This is a genomic window from Pseudoalteromonas sp. JC3 (genome assembly GCF_030291895.1).
Taxonomy (GTDB): domain Bacteria; phylum Pseudomonadota; class Gammaproteobacteria; order Enterobacterales; family Alteromonadaceae; genus Pseudoalteromonas.
In genome coordinates, this window is the sequence record NZ_CP127855.1 from 1,090,085 (window position 1) to 1,106,219 (window position 16,135).

The following is a 16,135-nucleotide window of genomic DNA, read 5'->3' on the forward strand; positions in this document are numbered from 1 at the left end:
ATGTGGGAAATCTATTCCATCGGGGATTCGGCTTTTTTAGAGCAGGTCCTGAACGCTGTCGCGATGATCACTGGTACAGGCGACTTTACTTCAATGGTTCGCATTGGCTTGCTCATTGGGGTATTGATGGTCTCTGTTCAGGCCTTAATGCAAGGTGGTCGTGGGATTAACTTTCAACATGTTTTAGTCTCATGGCTAGTCTTTGCAACCATGTTTGGGCCCAGTACCCGAGTGAGCATTGAGGATGCGTACACGGGACAAGTTCGAGTGGTTGATAATGTGCCCATCGGTGTTGCTGCCGCAGGCAGTACGATTTCGACTGTTGGCTTTCAAATCACGCGATTGTTTGAAACGGCGTTCTCAACCCCCGCCATGACGGAATACGGCTTTGCATCCAGTTTACAGTCACTGATTAAAGTGAGAAAACAGGTGATGGATCGCTCTGGGTTGGGTGATGCAAATCGTGTCGGTGGCTCAGATATCGAGCAATCGTGGTTTAACTACATCAAAGAATGCACCTTGATTGGCATCGACATCGGCCAAAAGAACCTAGATCAGGTGCTGAGTGAACCTAACCCGATGACTGCGATTAGGTTTGATTCGCGCATATATGGCACACGCATCATGCTCAGTGGTAGCAGTAGCGATCTGGACTGCACCGATGCCTATAGCCAACTGAAACTCATGACAGAATCAACCTTCATTCCAAGGCTTAAACAGGTTTTGTCAGCCTCATTGGGGACTTCGTCAGCAACGGATACTGATGACGTGATCCGAAATGCACTGAATAATCTTGGTTTGGCCTCGGTTAACACCCAAGAGTACATGACCTCGTCGGTGCTTTTGCCTATTTATGAGCAAAGCGTGACGGGCAAGTATATGGATGATCAAGCTTTCACCGCTGCCGTGATGGTTAACCAAGCGATTGAGCAGCGCAATACGCAATGGGCGGCGGAGCAGACCCTGTTCCAAAGTATCGTTCGTCCGATGATGACGTTTTTTGAGGGTTTCATTTACGCCATCACCCCATTGATGGCCTTTGTGATTGCCCTTGGCCAAATCGGGATGCGAATGGCCGGGAAGTACTTGTTAATCCTGCTTTGGATTCAACTTTGGATGCCTGTCATGGCCATCATTAACCTGTATATTCATTTAACCGTTGCAGGGAAAATGTCGGCTCTTGATGCCTTTGCAGGTACAGAAGTGCCATCTTTTGCTGGGATGATGCAGATGGATTCAGTGCTGCAAACCTGGATAGCTACTGGCGGCATGTTGGCGTCGAGTGTTCCGGCGATTTCGCTCATGCTCGTGTATGGCTCAGCAATAACCGCTACCCACTTGGCTGGACGTCTTCAAAACGGTGATGCAATTGATGAAAAGATGGCAAGTCCAGATGTCGCGAAAAATGCCCCGGTGATGCAATCACAGTCAATGTTCCAAAATTCAGCCCTCACTGGTTCTGCTATGACCGGCGCGTCAAACCTACTTAGCAGTTTCTCTGTCGGAAATGCGGTGGGTTCAATGGTCGGCTCTGCAAAAGAATCCATGACTCAGGCAACTCAAGCCTTTAGCCGTCAAGTTGGCAATACCATGAGCCGAACTTTTGGTGAAAAGCTAAGTTACGACAACCTTTCTTCGGTTGGACGTCAGATTGGTTCTTCTAATTCCGCATCTAGCGCCGTTGTTAATCAGGTCACTGATGACCTGCAAACACGGTATGGTTTCGGAGACGATAAAAAAGACGCTGTACGTGGCTTGGTATCGGGCGTGTTATCTGGCGGACTAAGGGTTGGTGGCGATGGAACCATTACTAATCCCGGTGAGAAAGAAGTTGCCGATAAGGGTTTTCTTGGGAGGCTTCTTGGAACGGGAGGCAATGATTCTCCACAAGGTAATTTGCCTGGAGTTGATAAGCCAGATTCATCTCGTGTACCAAAACTATCAAGGGTACGAGCTGGGTTGGATCTAGGTGGTAACTTTAGTGGCCAAGTTGAGTCGTCAGAAGGCAGTTCTCGGTCTACGACCGCAAATACGCTCACTGGGGAGATGCAAAGCTTGGCATCGAGTGATTCACGACGTGCTGAGTTTCGCGATGCGATGGTTAAGGACCTTTCAGATTCAAGACGCTCTGGCGTTGAGATGTCGTTGTCTAATCAAGACTATCAGTCACTTCAGAGTTCAGCACAAGACGTTATCACGGCATCAAACCGCTTTAGTGAGCTTGATCAGGCCAGCTACAGTCTATCAGGACAAAGGAACACGGATGGTGCGACGTTAACTCGATTAGCAGCGGATAATCCTGAAGTCATGGATTATTTAGGTCGCTATATGAACCAGCATGTTGAAGCAGGTAACCGATTACGTGAAAACCTTCCAATGTATCAGCGCTTGCTACCTGATGATAATCAGGCGTATGTGGCCGCAGCTATGGAGTCTTTAACCTATAGCAACTCCTCTACGCCCGCTGAACGAGACAATGACTATCAAGCAGCAATGACTGTTATGGCCATGGCTACCGGAGCCGATTTACGATCTATTCAGCCACGCTCTAATGAAGGCTTGTCATCAACGGCACCTACTTTTGGTGGCACTCAAAGCCAAGTTGAATCCGGTGTTCTGGGAGGCTATGAGGATGCTGCAACAGTTCAAACGCAGTTCAATTCGGCTCAATCTGCTTACCAAACCAATCTTTCTGGTGTAGATGGACAGCTGAATGCGCATCAGCAACAAGCCCAGCAGGCCGTAGCTTCTGACACAAGTACCTATCAATCTGGACTAAACAGTGAAGCTGGCTCTCAGTGGCGATCTCGCATTATGGCTGATGATAGCGGAGTCTCTGGTGCTGAAATGTTCTTCAACAGCGCCAGTGCTATTGGTGATTTCAGTGGCAAGCATACTGATGCAGCATTGCATACCTTGAATCATTTTGGCGAAGACTATGAGAGTTACAAGGAGCAAGCCCTTGCAGAACCTGGCTCACGAGGTTTCTTGCACAATGCAACTGTGGCCAGCAAATCAACATGGGATGGGTTAAAAGCAGCCGTTGATGCCGGAACCTCTTTGGAAAATCCTTTGACGGCGTTTAATGATGCATACAGTGGATCGAGTTCGCAGTATGCCTCCGAAGTTAACTGGGGCACTAAGTCTGAAGCCATGTTGGCTGGGGCATTCGGTGCGGCAGTTAACAATCGATACGGTGAGTTCTTAGAACAGTACGCCGATGATTTTAAACAGGAAGCATACAGCGAAGGGCAGAGAATGGGATTGACCCCGATTCAAAGTCAAGTGTTTGCTCAAGCTTTCAATGAAGGTTTGGCGGGGCGCGTATTCAACTCTGAAGACTCATCGAGTTGGTCGCCTGAAATGCTAGGTCTAAGGGAGCAAATGCTAAATGAGTATCGTCAAAAGGATGAGAGTGGCGCTTACATTCCTGACAGTGTGTCCGAAGAAGATAAAGCATTTGTGGATAAGCAGATAGCGGTGATCTCAAATGCATCGCTTGCGGGAGATTATGCTCAGAACAACTTGATCGATATTAGGGCCTATAACCAGGCATCAGGAAGGAACTGAAAATAGAAGGTAGCCAGCTTGTGGTTGGCTGGCTATTTTTTTGGCTTTTTGGGATACCTTGGATAAAAGCCATCAAAAAACGAATGGAGCTTATACCAATACCATTTTTCTTCAATGCTCAAAGTTCTACCCGAATCTTTAACTTGGCTACTCAAGAATCTAATTCCAGTACAAATAGCTAAGAAAAAGAGTCCCAAACCAACAATTGTCCAACTCGCTTGCCAATATGCGATTGCTACAAGCATAGTGATTATGGCTATAAGTCCGATGGGATTACAGGTCGCTTTGAATCCCAAGTAGCTGAAAAAAACGACGGTGCAGAACAGAAATGGCAAAGCCGCTAACTTGGCAGATGCCGTTAATATTTCTGATGGAAAGAAATGAGCCGCAGCCAAAGTCGCCAGAAAAAGCCCCAGTGATATAAACCAGCAGCGTGCTGTTAAAGATTTAAGTAAGTTTGTCATCTTCTTAGTACTCTCAAAGTGCACGGGCGGTGCACAATCAAATCATGCATCAGCATGTTAGTTCTCAAAAAGTGCTCTAGTGGTTTGCTCGGCCATAATCTCACACACAGGGCATTTAAGCTGAATGCGCTGTTGTGATACCGTCAAATACAGACTGCCGCACCGACACCGGTGTAAGGATGCAAGCTGTGATCTTAAATCACGAGCTAGAACCCAACCTTCATTGATGGTTAGTTTTTTCCAGGGGATTTCAGCTGGAAGATCTGCTTCTTCCCTTGCAACCAAGTACGCATCGTAAGCCTTCATCAAAGCATCAATATTTAATTGCTTGTAGACATTATCACCACCAATATTGACATAAAGCGCCATCAGCAGGGAGCCTTCAACTAAGGCTCTTCTGCTTTTAACAATGGCATCAGATTCTGGCAATTGACCAGGGCAAGGTGACTTGCCAGTCACTTCTTTGTGAAGCCTTCTGATAATGTGGATTGGCAAACCAGTATCGAGCGCGATAATGGTTGTCCTAAATCCGTATTTAATAAGTAGCGAGGCTCGGGTAAACAGCTCACTTTTGGACAGGTTATCAATCATGCATCCCCCTTGTTGTTTAGGGTTGATAATAAATAAGCGATTCTTGGGATACCTGTGCCTTTGCTCTTCACCATCTCAATCAGTTGGCTTTGGTTACCCCTTGGTTGAAACAGCATGAATGATGAGGTCGCTACTCGTTGCAGGTCGTCAACACCAGCATTAATCAGAGCATCAACCACATCGCGTGTAAGTCCAAAGCGCAAGACAGCCTCTTGCGGATCAATGCGCGCCAATTCCCGTGCTGCGTGCAGGTACGCCAAGTTTAATTGATAGAAGTCTTGTTGATTGGTTGTCATTGACGGACCTCCAGTTCATGTAAAATATTGCGATAAATAGAAAGCACTCTTTGCCCATACCAGCGTGCACGCTCTTCGTTCCAACTGTGATAGCGGCCTATGCCAAGCTCTAAATCGTTAGGTGAAGACTTGATTGCTTCGGCCAAAATACTGGAGCCGACGGTAAGGTTGGTGATGGGGTCTAGCAGTTCCGCCGCTGAGCTCACCCGATGTCCGTGCCAATGCAAATTGATTTGCATTAGGCCAATATCGAGCTGGTATTTTTCACTCTCTTGCAGTGCTTGGTTTAACAGTTGCTCCGCTTCTGTCTGAGATTTGGCGTAGGTTGCATTTGAACCATTGCGAATTGCGTATGGCCATGGACTGGTCATGTTGAGACCGCGATGTGAGGCGGACTCAGCCAAGGCAACGGCGTAGAGCATGACTGGATCAATACCAACGCTTTGTGCTGCTTTTTCCCACTGATAGCCCGGAAAAGCATAGACTGAAGTGCTTGCGGACATGGCTATCGCTAGTGCAATGGTTTTTGCTTTAATCGTTTTCATTTTTGTCCTCTAATTGATTTCCGAGAAGCGCCTGAATGGCTTTCGGGCTTCTTCTTTTTAAAGGTACTGCGCTAAAGTTGGCGATACCTCTCGTGTAAACTTGTGCCGCTTTTGACCAGTCGCCCACGGCAACAGGCGCTTGCATATCAAATCCTTTTTGCTGGTTCTGATGGTCTGCAATACCCTGTAATAGCCTTGGGTATTCACCCACTTCGTCCCGCAGCAAGTAAGCCTGGTAGCGTGTTAAAAACTCTTTTTGCTTAAAGGGGTATTCCCTGTCATCAACCTTGCAGAGTTCAACCCATCCACCCATATCTGAAATCACGCGGTGGATAAGCGCATCGTCAAACATCACTGATGTCCAAGCGCCAACCTGACGAACAGCCTTGTCAACTTTGTTCCAAGCAACCATGGCTCTTGAGCCCGAGTTGCCGTCGATATGCTTGATGACGTCAGCGGGCTTTGGAAAAAATTGCCCAGTATCCGGTGATTGAATATGCCGAGTCAGACCGATTCGCACTTCTTCAATGCTATAAGCACGAAGGGCTTCAAATGCGATGGATAGCAATTGCGGTGATACGCTTTTGCCATACATGGCCCAAGCGGCTCCCCAAACCTCAGCAAACTCGCGTTTATCAACCTCCTGCACTTGAACGAACCTCCCGAATACCTGGTCCGGCCCAGCTTTCGGCGATGCGGCGATTGCTTTCTTCAATATTCAATTGGTGATTGCTGCCCTTTAGGCTCGTCGATGATTGCTGTACTTCATCAATGCGAACGTACTCGTCTTCCCATTGCCGGTTTAAAAGCCAGTTATGTGGCATAGGGGTCTTAGTCCGATCTTGATACTGCAATCGGTTGTCTCGTTGCTCTTTCCAGCGTGTTAGCACTTCCAAGGCGAGTTCATGGTCTTCATTGAGGCCCATGCGAAGCCATTCTTCTTTGGCTTTCGCTTTTTTTTCTTTGCGTATTTGTACATCCCAGAAGTCTTCGAACTGTATCTGGTTAACAGTTTTAACTGTTGGCTTATTGCTTCTCTCAGAGTCATCCGACCGTTGAGAGTCCCTTACCGGGTTGCCATCAGGCATAAACAATGATGAAAATTCTTCTGGAAGCCGAGCTTGAAAAGCGGCAAGAGATTTCAAAAGCGATGCCATACCAACGAAGTCGGCAGGTACATCTTTAAGCAACCGAAAGGCTGCCTTACCTTGGTTAGGGTTTTCGATTGGGTTGTGCTTCAGAAAGCTCCGAATCAAAGTCCAACCGGATTCCTCGCAACGAATGAGGAACTGATCTTGTTCTAACTCATTTAGAGCCTTGGCAACCTGTTGCTCTTCCCAGTTCAAGTCAGAAGCAACGTAACCAATCGGCAATCGAAAGCAGCCAAGCAAATTACAATGTGGGCATGTAAGCAAATACAGTCCTAGCAACTTAGCTGAGTCACTCCAGGACAAAACGTTTTGCTTTAGCCAAAAGCGGGTATAGACCTTGCCATAATCACGCATGGAGGAACTCGCTTTTGTGTTTACGTAAAATGCTGACCATTATTTGCCCTTAATCCTACTGGTTACTGGCTTTCAGCTCGCTTGGGCATTCGGGATAGATGTCCGGTCTTAACTGGGATCGGGTTACCTGTCCTTGCGTAGCTTGTTCGATGGGTAAAACGAATTCAGCGGGAACACGCCCTGATTTATTCAACCAAAACCAGACGTTTTGCTGTTTTGAGTTGATGGCTCGTGCTAATGCTGATTGCCCGCCGACCAAGTCAATGGCACGGCGGAGATGTTTTTGTGTCGTGTTGAACACTTCCATACCGTCTCCTGTTACAATAATAACTGTTACAAGATTGAATGTTACAGTTTAAACTGTAGATAAGTCAACAGTTAAAATTGTTGAAAGACTACAGTTTTATTTGTAGAATGCGGGCTTATGAAAACTTTATCCGAACGACTAAACCATGCCTTGCAGCTTACTGGGGTAACTCAGTCTGAGTTGGCTCGTCGCATTGGTATCAAACAGCAGTCGATCAGCCAGATTTGCTCTGGTAAATCGGCTAGGTCTCGTTACACCATGCAGATCGCGGAGGCGCTTCGCGTGAATGCTCATTGGCTCGCCACAGGTGATGGCGAGATTGGCTTGGGGGTCGGTAATGTAGAAGTCGGGCCTGATATTAAGGGAAGAATTCCTCTCATTAACTGGGTTCAGGCCGGTGATTGGACTGAAATAGCGGAGGGATTTGCCCATGAAGATGCTGAGGAGTGGCGTGAAGTCACTGGGAAAGCACATGAGGGTTGTTTCGCACTTCGCGTAAAAGGCGACAGTATGGAAAATCCAAGCGGAAAAAAATCCATACCTGAGGGGGCAGTGATCGTTGTTGATCCTGAGTTACCTTACTCTTCAGGTTCATTGGTTGTTGCGCGTTTGGATGATTCGAAAGAAGCAACCTTTAAGCAGTTAGTTATTGATGGTGAACAGAAGTACCTAAAACCTTTGAACCCGCAATACCCTGCAATACCGATCAACGGCAACTGCACCATCATCGGTGTAGTACGACAAGCTATCATCGATTTCTGGTAGCGAAGGAATTTGTGGTTTAGCCACAGTTGTTCATGAGCTGAAGAAGCAACGATTGCAAACAGCTACAACTGAGCATTGGCGCACGCTGAGAGTAAATGGTAACCGATTAGATAACCATTGATTGTTTATAAAGTCAAGATCAGCGAAAATAGCGGCCAATTACGATTAACACGACGGATTTGACAAGCGAAGAACTGAAAAGAGAGTACTTCCAAAAGTGTGTACAAATCCGTGTACAAACTAAAAGAATTTATACATGGCAAACCAAGATTTTCTTAATGAAATCAATAAGCGAAGGACCTTTGCTATCATCTCGCACCCGGATGCGGGTAAAACCACTATCACCGAAAAAGTACTCTTATTCGGGAAGGCGTTACAAAAAGCCGGTACGGTTAAAGGCCGTGGCTCAAATCAACACGCTAAATCAGACTGGATGGAAATGGAAAAAGAGCGTGGTATCTCGGTAACAACTTCCGTGATGCAGTTTCCATACAATGATGCTTTGGTGAACCTACTTGATACCCCAGGACACGAAGATTTCTCTGAAGATACTTATCGTACGTTAACCGCGGTTGACTCATGCTTGATGGTGATTGATGCAGCAAAAGGTGTAGAAGATCGTACTCGTAAACTAATGGAAGTAACACGATTACGTGACACGCCAATCGTTACCTTTATGAACAAATTGGACCGTGATATTCGTGACCCAATGGAGCTACTTGATGAAGTCGAAACCGAGCTCAACATCATGTGTGCACCGGTTACTTGGCCAATTGGCTGTGGTAAAGAATTTAAAGGCGTTTACCACATCCATCGTGACGAAACGATTTTGTACCAAACAGGCCAAGGTCACACGATTCAAGATAAACGCATTATCAAAGGACTAGATAACAGCGAGCTTGACGCCGCTGTGGGTGAAAGCTTAGCTGAGCAACTACGTGAAGAGCTTGAGTTGGTAATTGGAGCCTCACACGAGTTTGACCGTGAGTTGTTTTTAACTGGCGAATTAACTCCTGTGTTCTTTGGTACGGCACTTGGTAACTTTGGCGTTGACCATATGCTTGATGGATTAACTGAGTGGGCACCAAAACCACTACCACGCCAAACCGATGACCGTGAAGTAACAGCCGACGAAGAAAAGTTCTCTGGTTTCGTGTTTAAAATCCAAGCAAACATGGATCCAAAACACCGCGACCGTATTGCCTTTATGCGTATTGTTTCTGGCAAATATAGCCAGGGCATGAAGATGAACCATGTGCGTCTTGGTAAACAAGTCAGTATTGCAGATGCGGTAACCTTTATGGCCGGTGATCGTGAACGCGCTCAAGAAGCGTTTGCGGGTGATATTATCGGTCTACACAACCATGGTACGATCCAAATCGGAGATACCTTCACACAAGGTGAAACGCTTAAATTTAGCGGTATTCCAAACTTTGCGCCTGAGCTATTCCGTCGCATTCGTCTAAAAGATCCACTCAAGCAAAAGCAACTTTTAAAAGGTTTGGTACAACTTTCTGAAGAAGGTGCGGTACAGGTATTTAGGCCGCTTATCAACAACGACCTGATCGTAGGTGCGGTCGGTGTGCTGCAGTTTGATGTGGTTGTGGCGCGTTTAAAGTCTGAATACAACGTGGATGCGATTTACGAGAGTATAACGGTTCAGACCGCACGCTGGGTAAGCTGTGATGACGAGAAGAAAATGGCTGAATTCCGCCGTAAGTGTGAGCAAAACTTGGCACTAGATGGTGGTGATAACCTAACTTACATCGCACCAAGTCGCGTAAACCTGAATCTATCTATGGAACGTTACCCTGACGTGAAGTTCCATGAAACTCGTGAACACTAATCGCTGCGCATTAAAGGAAAACAGATGAACATCAAAAGTATTTTAATTGAAAAAGCCAATGCAGCGATGCAAGCGGCTGGTATCCCTGAAGGTACAAACCCAGCGGTAACACAAAGCACGCGTCCTCAGTTTGGTGATTACCAAATTAACGGTGCGATGGGGGCTGCCAAAGCACTAAAAACCAATCCAAGGGAGTTGGCGCAGAAGATCATCGACAACCTAGATGTTGCTGATCTTGCAGAAAAAACGGAAATCGCAGGCCCAGGTTTTATTAATATTCACCTCAAGCCTGAGTTTTTAGCCACAAGCCTAGAGGCGGCAAATACGGATGCCAAGCTAGGTGTTGCTGAACATGCTAAGCCTCACAAAGTCGTGGTAGATTTTTCTTCGCCAAACCTTGCTAAAGAGATGCACGTAGGTCACCTGCGCTCAACTATCATTGGTGATGCTGTTGTACGTGCCCTTGAGTTCCGTGGTGATACCGTTATTCGCCAAAACCACATGGGCGACTGGGGTACCCAGTTTGGTATGTTGATAGCACACCTTGAAGATTTGCTAAACCAAGGTGTTGACCTTGAAAATGTCGCACTTGCGGATCTTGAAAGCTTTTATCGTGATGCGAAAAAGCGCTTTGATGACGAAGCCGGTTTTGCCGATAAAGCCCGTGATTACGTAGTCAAACTTCAAAGCGGTGATGCGCATTGTAAGAAGCTATGGCAAATGTTTATCGACACCTCAGTTAAACATTCTGAAGAAGTATACGGCAAGTTAAATGTGACGCTTACGCGTGATAATATCATGGCAGAAAGTGCCTACAACGACCGTCTTGCCGGTGTAATTGAGCTATTAAAAGAGAAAGGCATTGCGGTTGAAGATCAGGGCGCTCAAGTAGTATTCCTTGACGAATTGGCAAATAAAGACGGTGAACCTTCCGTATTTATCGTGCAAAAATCAGGTGGTGGTTTCTTATATTCAACGACGGATTTAGCCGCCTGTGATTACCGCTCAAATGAGCTAGATGTTGATCGTATTCTAATTTTTGTTGATGCGCGTCAGGGCTTACACTTCAACCAAGTTGAGATCACAGCACGTAAAGCGGGTCTTTTAAAAGACAAAACCAGCTACGAGCCGAGCCTGTTCGGTACAATGATGGGTAACGACGGCAAACCGTTTAAAACTCGTACTGGCGGTACGGTGAAGCTATCAGACTTACTTGACGAAGCGGTGAGCCGTGCGACAGAAAAACTTGCTGACAGAGCTTCTGACTTATCTGATGAAGCACGCCAAGAAATCGCGCGTAAAGTGGGTATTGGTGCAGTGAAGTACGCCGATCTGTCAAAGCACAGAACCAGCGATTATATCTTTAACTGGGATACGATGCTGAGCTTTGAAGGGGCGACAGCGCCATATTTGCAGTACGCCTATACCCGTGTGCGTAGTATTTTCCGCAAAGCAAACATGGATAGCGCTAGCCTAACTGGTCGCATTCAAATTCAAGCACCACAGGAAAAGGCACTTGCACTCAAACTGCTGCAATTGGAAGAAGTACTTGATCTGATGATCAGCGAAGCAACGCCACACGTATTATGTAGTTATTTATATGAGCTCGCGAGCTTGTATATGACATTCTATGAAGCGTGCCCAATTTTGAAAGATGATGTAGCTGCAGACGTCCGTGAAAGTCGTCTCTTGTTATGTAATCTGGTTGCTAACTCACTGAAAACCGGTCTAGATTTGCTTGGTATCGAAGTGATGGAGCAAATGTAAGTTAGTTTTAACTTGCATTAAGGTATACTAGAAGCCGCTTTATAGCGGCTTTTTTGTAAAGGAAATAGTGATGAAACTTGAAGACATTCGCAGAGAATATACCAAAGACGGTTTACGTCGTGAGATGCTAAAAGACACACCCGTTGAGCAGTTTGAAACCTGGCTACAGCAGGCGATTGATGCCAAGTTTACCGACCCAACAGCGATGGTCGTCGCTACGGTTGACGAGCACGGCCAGCCGTCTCAACGCATTGTTTTACTTAAGCATGTAGACCAGCACGGTTTTGTCTTCTTTACCAATACCGGTTCACGCAAAGCGCAAGAACTAAAGCAAAACAACAAGATATGCTTGCACTTCCCGTGGCATGAAATTGAGCGTCAGGTTATCGTGTATGGTGAAGCAGTCCCGTTACCATCCAGTCGCGTTGCCAAGTATTTCTTATCACGACCAAAAGAAAGTCAGCTTGCAGCGTGGGCGTCTCAGCAATCGCGCCCCGTGTCATCTCGCCAAGCCTTGATGCAAACCTTTAGTAGCATGAAAGACAAGTTCGCTAAAGGCGAAATTCCACTACCTGATTTTTGGGGCGGTTATTGCGTGGAGCCCACTAAAGTTGAGTTTTGGCAAGGTGGAGAGCACCGTCTTCATGACCGCTTTATGTATGTGAAGCAAGCCGATGGCAGTTGGGAAATTGAGCGGCTCAACCCATAAATTCGCCTTTATAGATAGTCACTGTCACCTCGATTTCAGCGAGTTGGCAGATGACCTAGCTACGCATATCAAAGCTGCCCGCAGCAATGGTGTTGAACGCTTTGTGGTGCCTGGCGTTACCCTTAAGCAGTCTCAACAGCTTGTTGATTTTCAAGCACATCATCCACAATGTGAAATCGCCGCGGGGTTACACCCTTATTTTATTGGCGAACATTGCGACGACGATATGACCGCGTTGGTAGAGTATGTAATACACAATCGTACCCAACTGTGTGCGATAGGAGAGTGCGGCATTGATACAACCTGCGATGCACTTGAGCGGCAAATTGCACTGTTTGAAGCGCATATCGCACTGAGTAATCAGGTAAAGCTTCCGCTAATCGTCCATCACCGTAAAAGTCATCACCTAATTGCTGCCGCGTTTAAACGTGTTAAGCCACAGTATGGCGGGGTGATCCACGCCTTTTCAGGTTCAAAACAGCAGGCTGAATATTATATCGCTCAGGGTTTTAAGCTAGGAGTAGGTGGCACAATCACCTATCCAAGAGGCGAAAAAACAGCGCAGGTAATATCACAGCTGCCGCTTGAAAGCCTAGTATTGGAAACCGATTCGCCGTCGATGCCGTTACATGGTTATCAGGGGAAGCCGAACTCTCCTAAGCGAGTCGTCCAAGTATTTGACAGGCTTTGTGAATATCGAAGCGAAACACCAAGCGAGCTTGCCTCAGCGCTCTATCGAAATACCACACAGTTGTTCGGCTTGGGCTAAATTGATGATGTCGAGATAAATCTCGACCTACGAGTCAATATCACAAATTGGATATAAAACCATACCTACCAGCAATAGATAACCCGTGTAGGAGCCGGTTCACCCGGCGATCTTTTGGTATTTATTAAAGCTTCTATACATCTCATAGCTTGGAAGAATGATTTATACGTTAGTTGGTTATTCACCTTTTATTAATGTTTAAGAGCTTAATTTAAAACCTTCAATATTTCTCAAGGAATAGAAAAATGAATGATGAAACGAAAGTAAAAAATGCCATTAATGCATTTTATAAAGGTGCAGGTTTAAATTTATCTTTCAAAGGTAGCGTAAACGAAAATGTGGCACAGGTTTTTGGAGAGATGATCCAAGCAACTAAAAGTTGTACGACGGCTCTAAATTGGGTTCCTGAGCCGACAGGAGGCAAGGCAACTATCAAATGGATAGTAAAGAACTTTGCACAAAGCATTGTAAAGCAACTTAGCTCAGAACAATCTCTTACCTGTGCAAAAGAAGTTGTCAGAAATTACAGAACGAAAATGGAATTAGCTGCATTAGGGATTTAGTTATGTTTAAAATAATTTTACTTGCCGCGTTAATGTTCACCTCAAACTTGGTAATTGCGTCACAAACAGTGAACCCTTTTCCAAGCTTATCTTGTAGTAATAAGGTCCATATCAGAGTTGTTGATCTTGTTTATTGTGTAGATAGCACGACACTATCAAAAATTAACTTTTTAGGGCTAAGTAACCAAACTGCGGTTGTAACTAGCCAAGATCAAAATGAGTTGGCAATTGCGTTAAACCCACCGGAAATCTCACTTGGTGATATGCATAAAAAGTTGAATATGAGCGTAAACGAATTTTTTCATGCCCTGTATCATTCAGATCCTAAAGTAAAAAACATAGCAAAGCTTCGCTCGGCTTTTGACATAGACGAAAACAATCCGATGAGTGTGTACCAAAACGGCGATATTTTTGCTTTTGTCGTTATGGGAGAAAATCAAGACTACGATAGGGTTTATATTAATAAAAAAGGAAGCGATGTTATCTATCAGATAAGTGGTGAGTTTAACCAACCTCAGTTAAATCGCATTCTCTCCTCGCTTATTTTGGATGTGTAGCATCGCTGTTCACCTTATAAAGTAGATGCCGGTTCACCCGGCGATCTTGATGCTTTTACCGCGATATAAAACCATACTTACCAGCAATAGAAAAACAGGTGTAGGAGCCGGTTCACCCGGCGATCTTGATGCTTTTACCGCGATATAAAACCATACTTACCAGCAATAGAAAAGCAGGTGTAGGAGCCGGTTCATCCGGCGATCTTTACGCTTTTACCGCGATATAAAACCATACTTACCAGCGATAGAAAAACAGGTGTAGGAGCCGGTTCACTTGGCGATCTTTACGCTTTTACCGCGATATAAAACCATACTTACCAGCAATAGAAAAACAGGTGTAGGAGCGGGTTCACTCGGCGATCTTTAAGCTCTCCCGGCATAACACCAACAATACTCAAGCCAATTGCCGATTAATAATTGAGATCATCTCATCAGCGTATTGGTGAATAAAAAAGTGCCCACCAGAAAACTCAGTAAGCTGATATGGTTGTGCTGTTAGCTCTTGCCATGCTGCGACATGTTCATTCAAGATCTCATCATCAACACCATGAAAAACATGGATAGGGATGGGTAAAGCTCGCTGCTCTGCGACATAGGTGTCTGCTATTTTGAAGTCGGCCCTAAGCAATGGTACCAGTAACTCCATTAGTTCTTTATTTTCAAGAATCTCTTTTGGCGTGCCATTTAAGTCACGTAGCTCGGCAATAAATTCATCATGTGGCAGACCGTGTAAATGGCGTTTAGTTGAGGTGCAATGCGGTGCACGACTCGCAGAAGCAAATATTTTACGTGGAGTAGGTAAGCCTGCGTCTAATAATTGAAAAGCAAGCTCATATGAAATGCGACTACCAAGACTATGTCCAAAAAACGCGAAAGGCTTACTGGTCATATAGTCTTGGTGTACCATGAGTTCAGAGATAATATCCGGCATGTTGTCTATTGCTGGCTCTACCAGTCGAGCCCCTCTCCCCGGAAGCTGCACAAAAACGAGCTCAACACATTCACTTGCCTTTTCGATCCATGGCGTAAATATTGCTGGGGAGCCACCCGCGTAGGGAAAGCAAAACAGTCGCAACTCAGCGTTTGGATTGGGTTTTGGGGTAATAAAAAGTTTACTATTCATATCCTTTGTTGTTCGATTTTATTTTAGGTTAACTATTATGGTATCAACTTTATTACAATGCTAACAGCTTTACCCCTGCTCTAATTCTTCTGCCCGTTTTTCAGGCGCAGGAAGCATCTTTACTTTCTTGCGAATTTTGCGTTTTACTTCCCAGCGTTTTAATGCTCGACCTATTTGCCATGTGAATACCATAGTAATCACCAGCATCAGTAAAACGACTCGTCCAAGTTCGTGGAAATGAGAGTGGCTTTGTGACATAGCAGCTTCTGTCAAATAGACCATATTGACGAACCCAAGAGGTTGTCCCATCGGCGTATATACTGGTTCAGAAATAATGCTTTTGGTTTTACTGAGCCCAGGTAAGGTTTGAGGTAGCTGCTGATAATCTGTGGGTGAGGAATTACCGTCGTTACCAACAATAAAGCGTCCTTGATAATCATAAATTGCGACTTGAAGCACAAAGTCATCGCTAGCGAGGTGATTTGCCAGTGCGCTGAGCCTTGGTGTATCACTGCGAGAGAGGGGCAATGCTACATTTTTTGCGAGCTGCTTGGTGAGACTTCTTGCGGTAAGGTCTGCGCCATTATGGAGCAAGCGATGAGATTCAAAACTGGTATTAAACGCAAGCCAAGTCACCATAATTAAACACGTCGCGGCGATGCACAGGCGAAATAATCTACGCCCTCTGGTCGAGTTTAACACTTCTAATACATGTAAATTTTTCATATTTATCGCATATTGCCCGCTTTTGCTAAGGT

The 16,135-nt window shown here is 45.5% G+C and carries 17 protein-coding genes; 8 read left to right on the forward strand and 9 right to left on the reverse strand.

Translation table 11 applies throughout. The annotated features are described in order from the left end of the window. Complete coding sequence (locus tag QSH61_RS04365; RefSeq protein WP_206471847.1) at positions 1–3,570, forward strand: conjugal transfer protein TraG N-terminal domain-containing protein; 3,570 nt, start codon at positions 1–3, stop codon at positions 3,568–3,570. Between the two features lie 32 nt (positions 3,571–3,602). Here the strand turns inward: QSH61_RS04365 and eexS are convergent, their stop codons facing one another. Genes eexS through QSH61_RS04400 form a run of 7 tightly spaced genes read right to left on the reverse strand, consistent with a single transcriptional unit; the run spans position 3,603 to position 7,278 of the window. Continuing rightward, a complete protein-coding gene (gene eexS / locus QSH61_RS04370; RefSeq protein ID WP_012368351.1) occupies positions 3,603–4,034 on the reverse strand; it encodes an entry exclusion protein EexS in 432 nt (143 codons plus the stop codon). A 57-nt stretch (positions 4,035–4,091) separates the two neighbouring features. Further along, on the reverse strand, positions 4,092–4,625 hold the full coding sequence (locus tag QSH61_RS04375; protein ID WP_000566753.1) for a FlhC family transcriptional regulator: 534 nt from the start codon (positions 4,623–4,625) through the stop codon (positions 4,092–4,094). Further along, a complete protein-coding gene (locus QSH61_RS04380; RefSeq protein WP_000210563.1) occupies positions 4,622–4,921 on the reverse strand; it encodes a flagellar transcriptional regulator FlhD in 300 nt (99 codons plus the stop codon). Before QSH61_RS04380 ends, QSH61_RS04375 begins: the two co-directional genes overlap by 4 nt. Continuing rightward, positions 4,918–5,466: a lytic transglycosylase domain-containing protein gene (locus QSH61_RS04385; protein WP_012368350.1), complete on the reverse strand. Its 549-nt coding sequence runs from the start codon at positions 5,464–5,466 to the stop codon at positions 4,918–4,920. Before QSH61_RS04385 ends, QSH61_RS04380 begins: the two co-directional genes overlap by 4 nt. Next, positions 5,453–6,115, reverse strand: coding sequence for a DUF6475 domain-containing protein (locus QSH61_RS04390; RefSeq protein ID WP_286123294.1), 663 nt, complete (start codon positions 6,113–6,115; stop codon positions 5,453–5,455). The genes QSH61_RS04385 and QSH61_RS04390 overlap by 14 nt, the downstream gene beginning before the upstream one ends. Continuing rightward, positions 6,102–6,971, reverse strand: a complete 870-nt coding sequence (locus tag QSH61_RS04395) for a hypothetical protein (RefSeq protein ID WP_012368349.1) — start codon at positions 6,969–6,971, stop codon at positions 6,102–6,104. The genes QSH61_RS04390 and QSH61_RS04395 overlap by 14 nt, the downstream gene beginning before the upstream one ends. A gap of 55 nt (positions 6,972–7,026) precedes the next feature. Then, positions 7,027–7,278 (reverse strand): helix-turn-helix domain-containing protein, encoded by a 252-nt coding sequence (locus QSH61_RS04400; protein ID WP_000451746.1) that lies wholly within the window; start codon positions 7,276–7,278, stop codon positions 7,027–7,029. Positions 7,279–7,395: 117 nt separating this feature from the next. Here QSH61_RS04400 and QSH61_RS04405 point away from each other — a divergent pair, with 117 nt between their 5' ends. The 7 genes from QSH61_RS04405 to QSH61_RS04435 all read left to right on the forward strand — a co-directional run bounded on the left by QSH61_RS04405 (position 7,396) and on the right by QSH61_RS04435 (position 14,254). After that, positions 7,396–8,043, forward strand: coding sequence for a LexA family protein (locus tag QSH61_RS04405; protein ID WP_000854920.1), 648 nt, complete (start codon positions 7,396–7,398; stop codon positions 8,041–8,043). Between the two features lie 256 nt (positions 8,044–8,299). Continuing rightward, positions 8,300–9,889, forward strand: a complete 1,590-nt coding sequence (gene prfC / locus QSH61_RS04410; RefSeq protein WP_206471848.1) for a peptide chain release factor 3 — start codon at positions 8,300–8,302, stop codon at positions 9,887–9,889. A 24-nt stretch (positions 9,890–9,913) separates the two neighbouring features. After that, entirely contained in the window at positions 9,914–11,656 is a 1,743-nt protein-coding gene (argS, locus tag QSH61_RS04415; protein WP_010604442.1) for an arginine--tRNA ligase, read from the forward strand. A gap of 70 nt (positions 11,657–11,726) precedes the next feature. Further along, positions 11,727–12,365, forward strand: a complete 639-nt coding sequence (gene pdxH, locus QSH61_RS04420; protein WP_206471849.1) for a pyridoxamine 5'-phosphate oxidase — start codon at positions 11,727–11,729, stop codon at positions 12,363–12,365. Beyond that, on the forward strand, positions 12,331–13,134 hold the full coding sequence (locus tag QSH61_RS04425) for a TatD family hydrolase (RefSeq protein ID WP_010604441.1): 804 nt from the start codon (positions 12,331–12,333) through the stop codon (positions 13,132–13,134). The genes pdxH and QSH61_RS04425 overlap by 35 nt, the downstream gene beginning before the upstream one ends. A 245-nt stretch (positions 13,135–13,379) precedes the next feature. Next, positions 13,380–13,697, forward strand: coding sequence for a hypothetical protein (locus QSH61_RS04430; protein ID WP_039494494.1), 318 nt, complete (start codon positions 13,380–13,382; stop codon positions 13,695–13,697). 2 nt (positions 13,698–13,699) lie between these two features. Then, positions 13,700–14,254, forward strand: a complete 555-nt coding sequence (locus QSH61_RS04435; protein ID WP_206471850.1) for a hypothetical protein — start codon at positions 13,700–13,702, stop codon at positions 14,252–14,254. Between the two features lie 394 nt (positions 14,255–14,648). On the opposite strand, the gene QSH61_RS04440 is transcribed toward QSH61_RS04435, so the two are convergent. Both QSH61_RS04440 and QSH61_RS04445 read right to left on the reverse strand, forming a co-directional pair. After that, positions 14,649–15,377, reverse strand: coding sequence for a thioesterase II family protein (locus QSH61_RS04440; RefSeq protein WP_206471851.1), 729 nt, complete (start codon positions 15,375–15,377; stop codon positions 14,649–14,651). Positions 15,378–15,446: 69 nt separating this feature from the next. Further along, positions 15,447–16,103, reverse strand: a complete 657-nt coding sequence (locus QSH61_RS04445) for an AhpA/YtjB family protein (RefSeq protein WP_206471852.1) — start codon at positions 16,101–16,103, stop codon at positions 15,447–15,449. Positions 16,104–16,135: the final 32 nt, after the last annotated feature.